The sequence below is a fragment of the Alteromonas sp. S005 genome, from assembly GCF_036864475.1.
Classification (GTDB): domain Bacteria; phylum Pseudomonadota; class Gammaproteobacteria; order Enterobacterales; family Alteromonadaceae; genus Alteromonas.
The window spans coordinates 26,039-42,404 of record NZ_JAZETN010000014.1; the positions used below are offsets into that span (position 1 = coordinate 26,039).

Sequence of the window (16,366 nt, forward strand, 5' to 3'; positions counted from 1 at the left end):
GAGTATATTCTGTATGAGTAATTTAAAAGTGAGTTTTTTAGGTTTAGGTGTGATGGGTTTTCCTATGGCTGGACACCTTAGCAAAGCGGGGCATTCTGTCACCGTGTACAACCGCACCGCGAAAAAGGCACAAGATTGGCTTGCCGCCTATGGCAACGCTGATGCAAAAACAAGCGCCTGCAGCTCAGTCGCTGAAGCGTGTGAAGACGCTGATATCGTTTTCATGTGTGTAGGTAATGACAATGACGTGAGAGACGTGGGTACACAAGCATTAGAAATAATGAAAGCGGGTAGCGTGCTAGTTGATCACACAACCGCATCGGCAGATGTAGCGAGAGAACTTTACGCATGCAGTAAAGATAAAGAAATCGGCTTTTTAGATGCACCGGTTTCTGGTGGGCAGGCTGGGGCTGAAAATGGTCAACTGACTATCATGGTTGGTGGCGATGAAGATGTTTTCGTTCAAATAGAGCCTGTCATGGCGCATTATGCTCGCCATAGCCAACTGCTAGGCAAAAGCGGCAGTGGACAGCTAGCAAAAATGATGAATCAGATTTGTATAGCCGGCATTGTCCAAGGCTTAGCCGAAGCGCTGCATTTCGGTCAACGCGCTGGGTTAGATTGTAACGCGGTCATTGATGTTATAAGCAAAGGCGCTGCACAGTCGTGGCAGATGGAAAACAGAGCTAGCACCATGTTAAATAACAATTTTGATTTTGGTTTCGCTGTAGATTGGATGCGTAAAGACCTAAGTATTGCACTTGATGAAGCACGTAAAAACGGCTCTACACTAGCGCTAACGGCGCTTGTTGACCAATATTATGCAGATGTTCAAAAACTCGGTGGTGGTCGTTGGGATACTTCTAGCTTGCTTACCCGACTAAAATAGTCTTGTTCTGGAGTGCATTTATCGCAGAAAACGCTGCCGCTCTTTGAATAACTAAAGAGATTGCTCGTGGGCGGACAAGGTAAGCTGTTCTAATCGGCTTTTATTTGTTTCGCTCAAGGGTAATGAAGTGATTTTTTCAAGTAAGAAATTGATGTTGAATTTACGGTAAACGCCGGTGTCTGCTTCAATCATGCATTGAAGCAGGTTCAATCCAAAAGCAGCGGTGTCCGGCGAAAGCTGAAATGCATCATAAAAATGCTTCATCGCTTTATCAAACATCCCTTCAATAAACAGCTGAGTACCAGTTTCGTTAATAGAAATAGCCTGCTCGTGATTGAGCCCTAAGCGTTCACCTCCAGAGAAAATTAACTCATCGTTCATCACTTGTTCTGATATGGCTCGCAGTTCAGCATTTTTCTGCTTTGCCATTAACAATAATTCTCCCGCTTTGCGTTCATCGCCAAGCCCGTGATGGACCTTAGCAGCAATAACTAATACAGATGGCTCGGTACGCAGGTAATTTTCAATATGGTCGCCTTCTAGTAGGTGAGCGGCTTTTTCAAAATCGCCATCTAATACTGCTGAAAATGCCAACAGATAATCTCTTTTTTGAAGTGTCTGTGGGTCGCCTTGGCTTCTTCCTGCAATACCAACTAATTTTCTAGCTTGAGATAAGCTCTCCTCTCTATTGGTTTCAGGTGATTCTTCAGCCAAAAATAAGTAAAACTCCGCTAATTCAAAGGTGAAATCGTTAAAGCTGTCTTTAGCACTTCGATGCATCGCACGTTTTTTCTGCAAAAGATCGATAGCTTCAACAACCTTGTCCTGTTTTTGATATGCAAGAGTTTTAAGTTTTGCTGCGGGTAAACTCAATTCGCTAAACTTTATCTCACTTAGGTATTTTTCCACCTGATCATATGAGTCTTGCTCAAAGGAAATAGAGGCAAGCCATTCAAACGCTTTATCTCTTGCCAAGCTCGAATTTACCATTTGGCTTAAATGGCTTTTACAGTGAGGCCATTGCCCAGATGCATACTGACATTTAACTTTGCCCCATTGAGCCCATAGCACTTTATCACTGCGGGTAAGCACATCATCATAAATACTCAATGCTCTTTGAATATCGCCATTTTCATAAAGCAGCCGTGCATATAGCTTACGTATATCTGCCACAAGACGAGGAGGAATGCCTTCTGAAATCTTGGCGCGTACAACAGAGATCGCTCTCTCTAATTGTTTATTGTCCAAGGAGTGTAAAACGTTTTTGATAAATTCACGGTACGTTAAATAGTGATTTATTTGCCGAGTTAATGAAGCGATAGTGTAGGGCTTGATCAGCAAAACATCTGGCTGCAGATCCATGATCCTGCCAATTATCTGTGGTGAGCGATCTGAAGTCAGGAAGATAATTCCCGTGCTCGGTCGAATAAATCCTGCCTCTCTTAGATTTTGTACCCACTCAACACCGGTTTTCCCATGACCTAGGTGGTAATCCATTAACAAGAGTTCGAAGTTTTGCTTTTTTAGTGCTGCTTTTAGCTCTACGCCTGATGCAAAGCTACTCACCGACAAGTTAGCAATAGACATGAGGTGGCCTCGAAGCGCTGTTCGAGCGGTAGCATTGTCTTCTACTATGGCTATTCTAAATTCCACGGCGATCATATGAATAATAACAACTTTAGCTAGCTTATCAGTGGCTGGGGAAAAGTGCATTATTAAAAAGGATAAGTTTTATCGACTGGCATTAAGTTAAGAATCAAAATGAGCTTCACGTCACAAAATATTTACGTTATTGGTGCATATATTTAAATAAATTTTTACCTTTACGTTTACGTAAGGGGTAGGTATTGGTTATTGTGTTTAAAAAGCAACTCAGTTGAAGGTATGTCTAATGAACTTTGAATTAACCGATGACCAATTAGCCTTTGAAGAAACCGCCCGTCAATTTGCCCAACAAGAACTAGCACCAAATGCTGCTATGTGGGATAGAGAGCATCATTTCCCCGTAGAGGCAATTAAAAAAGCCGGCGAATTAGGATTTTGTGGCTTGTATGCTCCTGAAAGTGCAGGTGGCCTTGGCTTATCAAGACTCGATTCTTCGATTATCTTTGAACAGCTTTCAATGGGATGCACCACAACTACTGCCATGTTAACTATTCACAATATGGCTACATGGATGATTGCAACATGGGGCACCAGCGAAGTTAAAGATATGTGGTGCGAACAATTAGTCACAGGTGACAAACTTGCCTCTTATTGCTTGACAGAACCCGGCGCTGGGTCAGATGCTGCCTCACTTAAAACCAGAGCAACTAAAGCTGACGGTGGATATGTACTAAATGGCTCTAAAGTATTTATATCTGGTGCAGGAAGTACAGATGTTCTCGTAGTCATGGCCCGTACTGGCGAGGATGGCCCTAAAGGCGTATCTGCATTTGCTGTCCCTGCTAATGCAAATGGCATTGAATACGGAAAAGCAGAAGAGAAAATGGGATGGAATGCTCAGCCCACTCGTATGATTACATTTGACAATGTAAAGCTCGAAGAAAGCTGGTTGTTAGGTAAAGAAGGTCAAGGTTTTAAAATGGCCATGCAAGGGCTTGATGGCGGCCGAATTAATATTGCTACTTGTTCAGTAGGCACAGCCCAACAAGCGCTAAACGTCGCACGTGATTATATGAATGAGCGCGAACAGTTTGGTAAACCTATCGCGGGCTTTCAGGCGCTTCAGTTTAAACTAGCTGACATGGCAACTGAGTTAGTTGCAGCTAGGCAAATGGTGCGTATGGCAGCCTGTAAAGTAGACAACAATGACGCTGATAAAACGACTTACTGTGCAATGGCTAAGCGCTTTGCAACAGACGTGGGTTTTAATGTGTGTAACGATGCGCTGCAACTGCACGGTGGATACGGTTATATTAAAGAGTATCCCCTTGAGCGTCACTTAAGAGATGTTCGTGTTCATCAGATACTTGAAGGTACCAACGAAATTATGCGTGTGATTATTGGGCGTCGCCTACTTTCCGATGAGCGAAGCGTTCTTTAACGCGGTTGCAGCTCAGTTACAAAAATGCGTTTCAAGGCACAATCAATGGAGAAAGTGAATATGACAGATGCGGAGTCAGTAGTCATTGTAGATGAGTTAAAAACATCGAACGGCGACTTTACAATAGGACATTTAACGCTTAACAAGCCAAAAGCACTGAATGCGCTGGACCTAGCGATGGCAGAAATCATGCTAAAAGCACTTCAACAGTGGCAGACACGTAGTGATGTTGTAGCTGTGGTCATTGATGCTGCAGGTGATAAAGCGTTTTGCGCTGGTGGCGACATCGTATCTATGTACAAGTCGATGGTGGAAGCACAAGGGCAAATTCCTTCGTTCTTGGAAACGTTTTTTGAAACCGAATATACCTTAGATTACACTATTCACAACTACAGCAAACCCATCGTAGTGTGGGGGAGCGGCATTGTGATGGGCGGCGGTATGGGTCTGCTATGTGGTGCTAGCCATCGCGTAGTAACCGAAACGTCGCGATTAGCTATGCCCGAAATTACTATCGGACTCTACCCTGATGTAGGAGGTAGTTATTTCCTTCCCCGTCTACCTGGAAAGTCAGGTCTATTCTTAGGCTTAACGGGCGGGCAAATGAATGGAGCCGACGCTCGTTTTGTGGGCCTAGCAGATGCGCTAGTAGCTAGCTCAGAAAAAGAGGCTCTTTTACATAAGCTATCGAACTATTCATGGAATGAAATTGAGAGTACAAGTCTAGGTGACTCTGTATCGACTATTCTCAATTCTCTAGAGACACCGGAATCTGTACCTAGTGGCAATGTAGAACCTAATATGGCGCTCATTGATGAACTGTGTGCGGCTGATAATGTCGCCGACATAGTTCATGCCATTCTTAGCGCCGATATGGCCCAGGATAAATGGTTGTCGAGAGCACAAGGCACACTGGCAAAAGGCTCTCCCATAACTATGCATTTAGTTTATGAGCAGTGTAATAGAGGGGCTAATATGACCCTTGCTGATTGTTTTAGAATGGAAGCCAATATGTCTTGTCGCTGCGGCGAAAGCGGCGAGTTTCAGGAGGGCGTTAGAGCCTTATTAATTGACAAAGATATGTCGCCCCAATGGAAGTATAAAAGCGTAGAAGATGTGCCGCAGGATGTGGTGGAGCATTTCTTTACTTCTCCATGGCCTGTAGATAAACATCCTCTATCTGGTTTATAAAACGCTTTTTTGTAACTGAACGTGGAAGAGGCATTTGTAGCAAATAGGCACAAGTTAAGTAAGCGAATTCATTTTCGACAGCACTGATATAGCACTAATAAAGTTCAGTGCTCTTACTTAGCACCCCAACCGTTATTTTGTGCAATTATTGCCGTGGAGGTACCGACTTTGATATCCTTTGCGGCAAATTCAAAATAACAAAGATCTCATCATGTGGCACTGCCCACTTTGCAAATCACCTATTTCATTAACTTCAACGCCAATCCGGTGTGATAATAACCATAGTTTCGATAAAGCAAAATCTGGCTACGTGAATTTATTGCCGGTTCAGTTTAAAAAATCGAAACTTCCGGGTGACGATAAGAATATGGTGAAAGCCAGAAGAGAGTTTCACCAATTAGACACCTATAAACCGTTGAAAGATAGGCTAGTAGAGCTAGCAGAGCGCTTTTTTGTTAAGCCGCGTAATTCGAAGCCAGAAGAGTCTTCGCAGCAATGTACCTCTATTTACGACGCGGGCTGCGGCGAAGGAAGTTATTTAGACGCAATAGTTCAAGGTCTATCGCTTAAAGGCTTCTCTATTGAAGCCGCGGGCAGTGATATCTCCAAAATAGCTGTGGAGTTAGCCGCTAAGGCTTATAAACATGCTCAGTTTGTTGTGGCTAGCAGCTTTGAACTGCCCCTTGAAAAGTCTACTCAAGATTTAGTGATACAGGTCTTTGCGCCTGGAAGCAACGAAGAGTATGAAAGGGTACTGAAAAGTGAGGGGCTACTTTTAACCGTAGACCCAGCGCCGAACCATCTGTTTGAGCTTAAACAGCAAGTTTACGATACACCTAGAAAACATCAAATTGATGATGCACCCAGGAGCGGATTCACCCGTATCCATGACGAGTGTTTTTCATTTCCCATCAATTTTGAAAGTGACGACCACAAGTTAGCGCTTATAAAAATGACACCTTTTTATTGGAAATTACCACACGGTAAAATTGAGTCTATAGTAACGTCGTTAGGCAAGGTAACCGCAGACTTTCATATTCAGGTTTGGAAAAAGGACGAGAACGTAGTTGATGAGAAAGTAGATGTCCGGTCATAAACAAAAAGCGCTTTTTTTAGACCGGGATGGCGTTATAAACGTTGACCACGGTTACGTAGGTAGCTATGAAAATTTTGAATTTGTAAAAGGTATCTTCGAGGTAGTACGCAAGTTTCAAATTGAGGGTTACCTACCTGTAATTGTCACAAATCAAAGTGGAATAGCGCGAGGCTATTACACTGAAAAAGATTTTCATTGGTTGATGGAGCAAGTGCAAAAAGATTTCGCTTCTCATGATATAAACCATATCCCTGTCTATTACTGCCCTCATCACATCCAAGGTAGTGTAAAAAAGTTTGCTATCGACTGCCAGTGTAGAAAGCCATTGCCAGGCATGCTGCATCAAGCTGCTAAAGAACTTGATATCGACTTAGCCAACAGCATACTCATTGGCGATAGCTGGCGAGATATAGAGGCTGCCAATGCTGCCGGCCTAACGGAAAGCTTCTATTTGTCACATAAACTTATAACTGATGAGCAGTTGAATAAACTTAGTTCTTCTCATCGTGTATCTCGCGTTGCTAGCTTATCTGAAATAATAAAAGGGTAACGCGTAACTGTTAAAGTCCCTGTTATTACCGGAGAAAGGTAAGATGCGTTGCGGCGATAGACTTGCCTATCGCTGCAACAGAACTGCTCTAGTTTTGAGTAGAAAAGCGGGATAAATGCTTTATGGCCTGACTGAGTAAATCAATGTTTAAAGCGTCTTTGCTGCGTTTGCCAGAAGATAAGTCACTAATTTCATAGCTACCGTTACTCAGCACATCTGTTCGCTTATTGTTATTAAATACTACAATGCGTTCGCCTGAAGTACTTACCAACCAAGGACGCGATGGCGCCAATAAATTTTGCCCAGTTGAATAGAAGGTTGACGGTGCATTACAACCCAAGGCATTCAATATAGTCGGAGCCAAGTCTTCCGTACTCGCTAACTTAGCGTTGACATCAAGGGTGCTATAAAGTGTTCCCTTATCATTTTCACTGCCAAATCCTGTTGCTACCATGAAATCATGTTTCCTGTCAATCGTATTTTTAACGTAGTCTTTAATATCCGAGCCCTTCATAAACGCAATGTGCAGACCTTCATGGTTATTGCTTAAAGGTTGCAAATAACCTGATAATTGAGGGAGTGGAAGCTCGACATCGCTGTGTATCGATACTGGCATGCCCGAACCCATAGGTAAGGCTAATAGTACAGGGCGCTTTTGAGACAAGGCATCCTGATAAATTTCGGGCACGCCAAATAAAGTTGCTGTCATTAAACCTTCAACACTGCTGGCCGTTGAATAATAATTGGAAAGGGTATTTAGCGATACACCTTCAATATTACTTAAGTCTACGGCGTTATCATCGTCGAGTTGAACAACCACGGTAAGGTTTTTATCAGTCTCAATAGAACAATAAACCGGTTCTGCAGGATAGGTGATATTGTGAATATCAGGGTTGAATTGCAGCTGCTTTCGCTCTTCGTAGGCTGCTAAGTCAAGCAAGCCGTAGCGCGACATGGTGGTTTTTGCCGTCGCGGGATAGGAAAGCGGAAACATATTGTCTTGGGCAATAATAGGTTGATAAAGCTTGGCATCAGCCCACACATGAATAGCGTGGCTGGTTACGAAACAACTTACGAAAAATGTTGTAACAGGAATGCCCACTTTATAGCGAGTAAATCGTTCTACACGCTTCCATATCGCATTAGCTAAAACCAGCTGGAAGCCAAGCCAAACGATGAAAAGCAGAAACAAAAACGCCCACTGCTGCCAGCTTTCTATAGCCATAGTGGATTGTGCTTCACTGCGCAGTAAGTCTGCAGCATGAAAGCTAATATGAAACCCCGTGCGGTTAAACAGCAACGCATCAAACGCTAAGAGCGCTAATCCCACAGCGGCAATAATGGAAGCGCTCGCCTTTATTACTCTAGGGTTATTAACCAAATAACAAAGGGGAAGAACGAAAATGACAAAGCCAAAAAAGGTCATAAAGCCGATATGACCAAACCAATTGGCTAAAAGGTACACGGTGCCGACACCTGTGCCTGGCATAGGTGATGAGAAAACAAAAATCGAGGCAATAACAATGGCGATGATAATATTCGCCAGTGCAAACCAGTGCCCCCAATTTACCAGTTTAGTAACGCGCTGGCGACGAGGTGATTCGGCAAGTATCATGCAATCCCTTAGCTTTTTGTTACGCTTTTCTTAAGTACATCGGCAAACTGTGCTGCCATGGCTTCGCGATTTTCAGGAGCAACCTGGGTATTTAAAATATGCGTAATAACGTTGCCTAGCACCATAAGTGAGAGATCGCGGTTTGCACCGCCTTCTTCTAGGGTTAGAATAACGTTATTCATTAGCGTTTCGAATTCGTCGTTGCTATAGCGGCTCTGTTGGGGCATTGCTACGCCTCTTTTTTATGATTATCTTTGATAAAAAGAATGGTTTTAAACGTAAAATGATTATAATCGTTGTTTGAGTGAGTACAATCATTCATTCTAAAATCCCGCAATTCTTTGAATATTTCTGACACTTTTTAAGCAACAGGACACCAGATACTCTATGAGTGCACTGATTCATCACTTTGTTGTACATCGCTTGATTGTAAACAAAGAAGAGAAAATTGAAGCAATTCCCCGTGATAACTGCTTGGCAGTGACGCCGGAAATTGAGCTTTTAGCCCATCAAATCAACCATAGCTTCAATGCTAAACCCGGAAAAGGCGTGGGGCATTTTGTCACTGAAGTAACCCGCGAAGCAAAAGTGGGAGACGAAGAAGGCGAAGCAACAACGCAAGCAAGTACTGAAAATGTGGCTGAGTTCGCTGAAGGCCTCAGGCAGTATATGGATATTCAAAAAGAAGCAGGAGACAACGTAGAAGATGCGTTTCACGAGTTCTCAGTATCGGCGACAAACCGCCTAGTTCGTACTCTAGCTGATACAGGTACCGTAGAAACTGGCTTTCTTATTTTCTGCCAGTACGAATACTTAGCCACACAGTACTTAATGATAGCGTTACTTAATACCCGTTCACATGTTGAGGTTACTAATTCATTAGACCTGTCTGCTCGGGAACACTTAGATTTAGCTAAAATGCAGCTTGCCGTACGTTTCGATTTAACTCAGTGGGATATCCAGCCAGAGCAACAGCGTTACGTAAGCTTTATAAAAGGTAGAATGGGTCGCAAAGTATCTGATTTCTTTATGCAGTTTGTGGGCTGTGAAGAACTGGTTGATGTTAAGCAACAAAACAAGCAGCTCATTTCTACTGTCGATGCATACCTTGCCAGTGAGTCGTTAGACCCACAAGAGCAGCATCAGCACAGAGAGGAAGTTAAGTCATACTTCAAAGAAAAAATTGATGCGGGCGAGAGCTTGTCGGTAGATGAGCTGGCAAACCGACTTCCCCAGAACGAGGAGACCAGCAGCAACTTTTCTTCCTTTACTCAGTCTATGGAAGCACCGCTTGAGAAAGAAATTCAGCCCGATCCAGCGGCGTTGAAACAGCTTGCGAAGTTTACCGGGCAGGGTGGCGGCATATCGCTAAGTTTTGAACGTAAACTGATGGGCGACAGAGTGTTTTATGACCCGGCAACGGATACACTAACAATTCGTGGAATTCCACCTAATCTAAAAGATCAGCTTAATCGCCAATCTTCAATGGACTAGTCGCTGCGAAGCGAAGATAAAAAACGTATACTAGTTAATAGAATATCAACTCGATTCAAGGGTGTTATGCAATTATTTGTAAATGATTTGACAGTAATGGACTTCTCTTACCTGTGCCCAAAGCGCGGCATGGTGGGGGAAAGCTGGATTGTCGATGTAATTTTGGACGGTGAACTCAACGAAGAGAGCATGGTTCAAGACTTTGGTCACGTGAAGAAGAACCTTAAGCGACTTATTGACGAATATGTCGATCATAAGCTTTTAGTACCTGCTGAATACAGCGGTTCTGAAGTTATTCACGATGACGATAGTGAACAGGTAGAGACCCGTTTTACCTGTACTGATGGGCGCAGCATTATGCTTCATTGCCCAGCGGAAGCCTATGCATTCGTCTATTCAGATGAAATCAACATGGAGTCTGTCGGCGTTTACTTAAAAGAAGTGTTAGCAACGCACCTTCCTGAAAACGTTGAAAACATAACGCTACATTTGCGTGAAGAAATTATCAACTCACCTTTCTATCACTACACTCACGGACTTAAGAAGCACGACGGTAACTGTCAGCGAATAGCTCACGGACACCGTTCTCGCATTGATATTATCCTTGACGGCAAAGTGAGCGCGGAAAGTCAGCAATATTGGGCTGACCGTTGGGCAGACATTTATATTGCAACCCGAGAAGATGAAATTGCCTACAGCGACAGAAAGCTTAAAGGTGAAGTGGCGAATGCTGAAGACTACTACTGTTTCGCTTACGAGTCGTCACAGGGTTATTTTGAACTACTTATTCCTAAATCAGATTGTGAAGTCATCGAGACCGACTCAACGGTTGAGTGTTTAGCTCAGTATCTTCTTGAGGAACAAAAGAAGCGCACGCCTGATGGAGTTTGCCAAGTGATTGCCTATGAAGGTGTGGGTAAAGGCGCTACGGTTAAAGGTTAGCGTTAGTAGCAAGCAACGGAGGATAGGGCATAATATGGCTTCCACAGATATTAAAGATGCGGTGAGTAACCCGATAATCAGCGTAATTAAAAAATCGTTGAATAATAGGGTATCAAGTGCACTAACGTGTATTTTTGCTATGGGTGTGTTTGCCGCAATCCCTGCTGCAACTGCGGCAGTTGCAACAAATGAAGGTACTGAAATATCGTCTGACCCAGCCCAAGACCAAAACCCGATTGAGGTTTCGCTCAATGGTAAATTTACCCAAGGCGCCTTGTTACGTGGTCAGGCACCAGTAGGCGCTACGGTCACTCTTAATGGCGAACCTGTTCAGACAAACAAGGATGGCAAATTTGTTGTGGGCTTTGAAAGAGAAGCACCTCTTCAGCAACGTTTAGCGGTAACGCTAGAAAATGGTAAAACGTGGAAGCGCGACATTACCCTTGAAAAGCGCGAGTACAATATTCAGCGTATTGATGGTTTAGAGCAAAAAATGGTTACGCCGCCTGCAGAGGTAACTGCACGGATAAAGCGCGATAACGTAAATGTTGCCAATGCGCGTAGCGCAAACACGGATTTAGACGCTTTATTCACTCGGTTTGAGTGGCCAGCTAAAGGCAGAATATCGGGCGTGTACGGCAGCCAACGTATATTAAATGGTGTGCCCAAATGGCCGCATTACGGCGTAGATATCGCTAACAAAACAGGCACTCCCGTATATGCGCCTGTGGATGGTGTGGTTACGATGGCAGATGATCTCTATTACTCAGGCAACACCTTGATTTTAGACCACGGCATGCGTGTTTTTTCAACGTTTCTCCACATGGATAGTTTTACAGTTGAGGTAGGCGATACCGTTAAGCAAGGTCAACAAATCGGTACGATTGGCTCTACTGGCCGCTCCACCGGTCCGCACTTGGACTGGCGTATAAACTTAGGGAAAACTCGACTAGATCCGCAGACCATAATCTCTGGTTCTCCCGAATAGTAAAAGCCTATTGATTTTTGTGGTCAAAGCAAAATAGAAAAGGCGCTTTCAGGTAGAACCCGAAGGCGCCTTTTTAGTATTCTTTTTTGTATTTTTTATTAGTAATAATGCGTTGCTTTATTTACCTAACCACTGATTAAGTTTCTTTTCATCAGTAATTTCAAAGTATGCCATTTCTTGTCTAGCCGGAGTGACTTCAATAGGAAGCGTTAGAAGTCGCCCATCTCGGATAAGCGTTATGTCCACCGTCGCTGTCTGAGCGTTATCCAATAAGCGCTGTAGCTTTTGAGCATTAACAATATGCCCGTCTAGAGCAATAATGACATCGTTGAGAAGAATACCTGCCTTCATCGCCGCTAGGCCTTCAAATACCTGAACTACTGTTAGGCCAAACGATGCGGCCTTTAACGTGGCGCCAAGCTGGTTTTTGATTGAAGGCTGCTGCGAAGAACCGCCTTTATCTTCAGCTGACACACGTGTACGGGTTTTGTAACTAACGCCCATGTCAGAAACCAGTGAAGCCAATTCGACATCGTCTGTGCCATAAACAACACGGTCTAAATACCCGGAGACATCAATGCCGAAATGCGTGTGGCAAAGTGTCTGAATCACGCTATCAGGCGTGCCACACTCGTCTATACCATAGTGCCTCCACAGTAGTTGCATTAAATTATCTAAGCTTATTTGGTTGTTTGACTTATTGCGAAGCAGCAAATCTAGGCCAAGGGCAATAACGCCGCCTTTGGTGTAATAACTAACGATATTATTAGTAGCGCTCGCGTCCTGCTTGTAAAACTTTGTCCAAGCGTCAAAACTACTCTCAGCCGCACTTTGCTTTAAGCGCCCAGCGTTTTGTAAAAGTCGACTGACATTTTGCGCCACAATATCGAGGTATTTTTGAGGCTCAATAACGCCCGCTCTTGCTAGGGTTACGTCATCATAAAAACTGGTAAAGCCTTCATAAATCCAAAGCTGGTTGGTGTAGGTTTCCTGAGACAAATCAGGCTTAACCATCATATCAGGCTTGATGCGCTTCACATGCCATGTATGAAAGAATTCATGACTACACAAGCTTAAGAAGGTTATGTAGCTGTCGGTTTTGTTTTCGCCTTCACCTATCTGTGGCAAATCAAAGCGCGGATAAAGAAGGGCGGTTGAGTGCTTATGCTCTAAACCACCAAAGCCGTTATCGGCAAGCAGAGTCATAAACAGATAATTATTTATGGGTTGTGGAGCACCAAACAAATCTAAGTGATGCTTACAAATGGGTATGAGATCGCTTGCGATGCGCGGATAGTCGATATTGTTGTTGCCAGAGAAAAGCAATGTAAAAGTTATACCGTCTACGTCGAAGCTGTGGGTGTCAGCAATACCAACGTAAATAGGGTGATCGATGAGTTCATCGTAATTTTTTTCGGCGTAATGCCAGCGCTTCGAACTCGTACTTTCGCTGCGAATTGGCATAGAGGTGTAAGCTTTCCAATTTGCGGTAGATGGGTCACTATCATCGAGTTCAATGTCTAGTTCACAGGCTGCTTGCTCAAAGCCCAAGATGCGTAAAAACGCACTGGTACCGTTTACAAATGCGTACTGGTCGTTCATAAAGGCAGAGCGAATTGACAAATCATTGGCATAAACGGTGTAGTTAACGGTACAAGGTTTTCCGTCGGTATCAACTCGCCACGTTTGTTTATCAAGCTTGGTTACCGGGACACTTACGGAGTTTTCGTCGCTAGAATTCTCTACGCAGCTAGTACTTGACGTAGCACTTAACGAAATGATGCTTTTCGCAAAGTCTCGCACCATGTAGCTTCCTGGGATCCAGCTTGGAAGAGTAAGCGTTAGCGATGAATCGTTATGTTCAGGAATGTGTAGCGCAACAGTGAATTGGTGTGCACGCCAATTTGAAATAGTTAACGTGTAGTGAAGAGCAGAAGGCATAAACGTCCAATAGGGTAAAAAACTATACCTTAACTATATCAACCTATCAGGTTAATCCCAATAGATTGGCAACCACCCGATGATTTTTGTGTAGATAAAAGTCGGTTTGCCATCATAGTGTTGATAAGTTTTGATTTGATGCGTAAATTGGATGAAATTACATTAAATCCAGCAATAACAAATACAAATGGCTGACAAAATACAAAGCGACTTACTGAGCGAAGATAATTTGGAATCGTTGCGAACGCTAGTACCTGGTGATATCGTCGACTTACAAATTACGATGCCTGCTGCGCCGAAGCGTGTAAAAACAGACTACGTTGGCATGCTTACAGATGAATGCCTGCTTTTTCATATCCCCACATCGGCTAAGTGGATAACCGTTCGCGATGCGCTCACTGTAGGTAACGAGGTTGTCGTTCGTTCTATACTTGAAGGCGATACTGGCCAAGTGATTGCTTTTAAAGTAAAAGTTTTAAAGTTACTCGCTAAGCCTTCCGGCTTACTTATCACAACGTTTCCTAAACGCATTGAAAGTATTGGTCTACGTGCGGTCAAGCGCGCACAATTGGGCGTATCTGTAACATTGGAGTCGGAGGTGTTTCCAGATGATGAAAATGTGACAGGTATAATCATTGATTTAAGTGAAAAAGGATGCAAAGTAGCACTTCAGGTGAAGCCAAATTGGCCTGTAATGCTTGATGAAGCTGAGGTTCGGTTAAACTATTCGTTAGACGGTAAAGAAGTAGCGCTTACAGCAAGGGTTAAAAACCATAAACTCGAAAGTGATATGGTTTACTACGGGCTCGCCTTTACCTGCGATGAAAAATTGATAAAAACACTGTTGTCTCGACACACATTGTTGAACTAGTAGTTTGGTAAACATGTTTTCGGGGACGCTTTAGGCAACTGTTAAAAACAGGTAAAAGGGGTCAGGTATGAGAAGCATTGAGCGACTTTTAATGCAGTATGGCGAAAGCCATCAAAACAAAACGAACGTTATCATTCACGCTATTGCCGTGCCGAGTATTTATTTCGTTTCAATTGGTTTACTTTGGAGCTTGCCGGTACCTGATTTTATTTCCCGGTTTGATATAACTTGGGCTCATATTATCGCAGTACCTGTACTCTATTACTATTTTATGTTGTCAGGGCCAATAGGTGCAGCAATGACGCTGCTGACCATACTATGCTTTGGTGCTGTGAATACGTTAGCGTACTTTAATATCTCAGTGTGGTTATTCTCTTTAACTTTGTTTGTTGTCATGTGGGTGTTGCAATTTATTGGGCATCATATAGAAGGCAAAAAGCCATCATTCTTTGAGGATCTACGCTTTCTTTTAGTAGGTCCCGCTTGGTGGTGGGTTCACTGGCTTAAGAGAATGAACATAAGCTATTAACTTAGCTAACGCTCTCTTCAAAAATGTATAATTTCTAAAATTTGCCCTGCGACCAGAGGCATAAGGGGCACGACCAAGCCGCTTGGGTAACAGCAGTGCTAACGTATAATCTTGGTACAAGTTTTTAAATTGGTAATATTGTGAGTCGCTTTCAGCGTGTAATAGAAAGTAATGAACGTTTATTTTGGACGCTGCACAGCGCGGGCTGGGCAGGGTTTGCGATAATTTATTACATTGGTTCGTTCCTTCACGACGTAAGGCCCATTTGGGTTTTTATAATCATGCTAAACGCTTATGCAGGGTGGTTATTAACCATTCCACTGCGATATGTTTATCGTTGGGCAAGGAAACAATCTCCGCTAAACATGATCGTAATAGTGATAGTGTCGTGTTATCTAATAGCGTTATTGTGGGCAGTAGTGAAAAATATTAACTACTGGGAAATATACAAACACGGATATCGCCCAGACGAATGGTACATGTATTTTACCAACACCATTAACTCATTGATAATGGTCGGCTGCTGGAGTGGTGTCTACTTCGGCATTAAAAACTTTCAGATGTTGCAAAAAGAAAAGCAAAATGCGCTAAAAGCCAGCACCATGGCTCACCAGGCGCATATCAAAATGCTTCGCTACCAGCTTAATCCGCATTTTCTTTTTAATACGCTGAACGCTATTTCTACTCTTATCCTTTTGAAAGAAAATGATACGGCGGAGGCTATGGTCTCGCGCTTAAGTGATTTCTTACGATACTCATTAGATAACGACCCCATAAAACGCGTTCCGCTAGGTCAAGAGATTAAGGCGCTAAGACTTTATCTCGAAATAGAAAAAGTGCGTTTTGATGACAGGTTAGACGTGCAGTGGGATATTGATGAAGGCTGCGAAAGTGCACTTGTACCGAGTATGATCCTGCAGCCAATTATTGAAAATTCAATAAAGCACGCCATATCTAAAATGGAAGATGGTGGTCGTATCTCAATAACGGCACGTACGTTTGGTAATGATTTATTGATGGACGTCGCTGATAACGGCCCGGGTGCAGATATTAAAGATGGCAACCTTAGCCGTGAAAATGGCGTGGGCTTGGCCAATATAAAAGAGCGTTTGCAATCCCTTTATCACCGTAATTTTGCATTCTCTATAGAACACAATCAGCCTTCTGGTGTGCGGGTTAGAATTCGCATACCCTATGAAGTTAAGGACGCATAA

15 protein-coding genes are annotated in these 16,366 nt (G+C 43.3%); 11 read left to right on the forward strand and 4 right to left on the reverse strand.

Annotated features, from left to right (window positions below; translation table 11 throughout):
* The first annotated feature begins 13 nt into the window (after window positions 1–13).
* Window positions 14–889 (forward strand): NAD(P)-dependent oxidoreductase, encoded by an 876-nt coding sequence (locus tag V7R55_RS14970; protein ID WP_334060100.1) that lies wholly within the window; start codon window positions 14–16, stop codon window positions 887–889.
* A 51-nt stretch (window positions 890–940) separates the two neighbouring features.
* On the opposite strand, the gene V7R55_RS14975 is transcribed toward V7R55_RS14970, so the two are convergent.
* Complete coding sequence (locus tag V7R55_RS14975) at window positions 941–2,524, reverse strand: response regulator (protein WP_334060174.1); 1,584 nt, start codon at window positions 2,522–2,524, stop codon at window positions 941–943.
* Window positions 2,525–2,780: 256 nt separating this feature from the next.
* Here V7R55_RS14975 and V7R55_RS14980 point away from each other — a divergent pair, with 256 nt between their 5' ends.
* The 4 genes from V7R55_RS14980 to V7R55_RS14995 all read left to right on the forward strand — a co-directional run bounded on the left by V7R55_RS14980 (window position 2,781) and on the right by V7R55_RS14995 (window position 6,772).
* On the forward strand, window positions 2,781–3,935 hold the full coding sequence (locus tag V7R55_RS14980) for an acyl-CoA dehydrogenase family protein (protein WP_334060101.1): 1,155 nt from the start codon (window positions 2,781–2,783) through the stop codon (window positions 3,933–3,935).
* 60 nt (window positions 3,936–3,995) lie between these two features.
* Window positions 3,996–5,126, forward strand: a complete 1,131-nt coding sequence (locus tag V7R55_RS14985; protein ID WP_334060175.1) for an enoyl-CoA hydratase/isomerase family protein — start codon at window positions 3,996–3,998, stop codon at window positions 5,124–5,126.
* A 211-nt stretch (window positions 5,127–5,337) separates the two neighbouring features.
* On the forward strand, window positions 5,338–6,222 hold the full coding sequence (locus V7R55_RS14990) for a putative RNA methyltransferase (RefSeq protein WP_334060102.1): 885 nt from the start codon (window positions 5,338–5,340) through the stop codon (window positions 6,220–6,222).
* Complete coding sequence (locus V7R55_RS14995; protein WP_334060103.1) at window positions 6,209–6,772, forward strand: D-glycero-alpha-D-manno-heptose-1,7-bisphosphate 7-phosphatase; 564 nt, start codon at window positions 6,209–6,211, stop codon at window positions 6,770–6,772. The genes V7R55_RS14990 and V7R55_RS14995 overlap by 14 nt, the downstream gene beginning before the upstream one ends.
* 88 nt (window positions 6,773–6,860) lie before the next feature.
* Here V7R55_RS14995 and V7R55_RS15000 read toward each other — a convergent pair whose 3' ends face one another.
* Together V7R55_RS15000 and V7R55_RS15005 are read right to left on the reverse strand one after the other, a co-directional pair.
* On the reverse strand, window positions 6,861–8,387 hold the full coding sequence (locus V7R55_RS15000; RefSeq protein ID WP_334060104.1) for a DUF3413 domain-containing protein: 1,527 nt from the start codon (window positions 8,385–8,387) through the stop codon (window positions 6,861–6,863).
* Window positions 8,388–8,395: 8 nt separating this feature from the next.
* Window positions 8,396–8,614: a DUF1414 domain-containing protein gene (locus tag V7R55_RS15005; RefSeq protein WP_179983423.1), complete on the reverse strand. Its 219-nt coding sequence runs from the start codon at window positions 8,612–8,614 to the stop codon at window positions 8,396–8,398.
* Between the two features lie 160 nt (window positions 8,615–8,774).
* Between V7R55_RS15005 and yejK the strand changes: the two genes are divergently transcribed.
* The 3 genes from yejK to V7R55_RS15020 all read left to right on the forward strand — a co-directional run bounded on the left by yejK (window position 8,775) and on the right by V7R55_RS15020 (window position 11,811).
* Window positions 8,775–9,881, forward strand: coding sequence for a nucleoid-associated protein YejK (gene yejK, locus V7R55_RS15010; RefSeq protein ID WP_334060105.1), 1,107 nt, complete (start codon window positions 8,775–8,777; stop codon window positions 9,879–9,881).
* A gap of 66 nt (window positions 9,882–9,947) precedes the next feature.
* Window positions 9,948–10,823, forward strand: coding sequence for a 6-carboxytetrahydropterin synthase (locus tag V7R55_RS15015; protein WP_334060106.1), 876 nt, complete (start codon window positions 9,948–9,950; stop codon window positions 10,821–10,823).
* 139 nt (window positions 10,824–10,962) lie between these two features.
* Complete coding sequence (locus V7R55_RS15020; RefSeq protein ID WP_438823600.1) at window positions 10,963–11,811, forward strand: M23 family metallopeptidase; 849 nt, start codon at window positions 10,963–10,965, stop codon at window positions 11,809–11,811.
* Window positions 11,812–11,928: 117 nt separating this feature from the next.
* Here V7R55_RS15020 and V7R55_RS15025 read toward each other — a convergent pair whose 3' ends face one another.
* Window positions 11,929–13,752, reverse strand: coding sequence for a M61 family metallopeptidase (locus V7R55_RS15025; protein ID WP_334060108.1), 1,824 nt, complete (start codon window positions 13,750–13,752; stop codon window positions 11,929–11,931).
* 187 nt (window positions 13,753–13,939) lie between these two features.
* Between V7R55_RS15025 and V7R55_RS15030 the strand changes: the two genes are divergently transcribed.
* The 3 genes from V7R55_RS15030 (at window position 13,940) to V7R55_RS15040 (ending at window position 16,366) form a co-directional block, all read left to right on the forward strand.
* Window positions 13,940–14,623: a PilZ domain-containing protein gene (locus V7R55_RS15030; RefSeq protein WP_334060109.1), complete on the forward strand. Its 684-nt coding sequence runs from the start codon at window positions 13,940–13,942 to the stop codon at window positions 14,621–14,623.
* Window positions 14,624–14,690: 67 nt separating this feature from the next.
* Window positions 14,691–15,152 carry an Mpo1 family 2-hydroxy fatty acid dioxygenase gene (locus tag V7R55_RS15035; RefSeq protein WP_334060110.1) on the forward strand — a complete coding sequence of 154 codons (462 nt, stop codon included), beginning with the start codon at window positions 14,691–14,693 and terminating at the stop codon, window positions 15,150–15,152.
* Window positions 15,153–15,292: 140 nt separating this feature from the next.
* Window positions 15,293–16,366, forward strand: a complete 1,074-nt coding sequence (locus V7R55_RS15040; RefSeq protein ID WP_334060111.1) for a sensor histidine kinase — start codon at window positions 15,293–15,295, stop codon at window positions 16,364–16,366.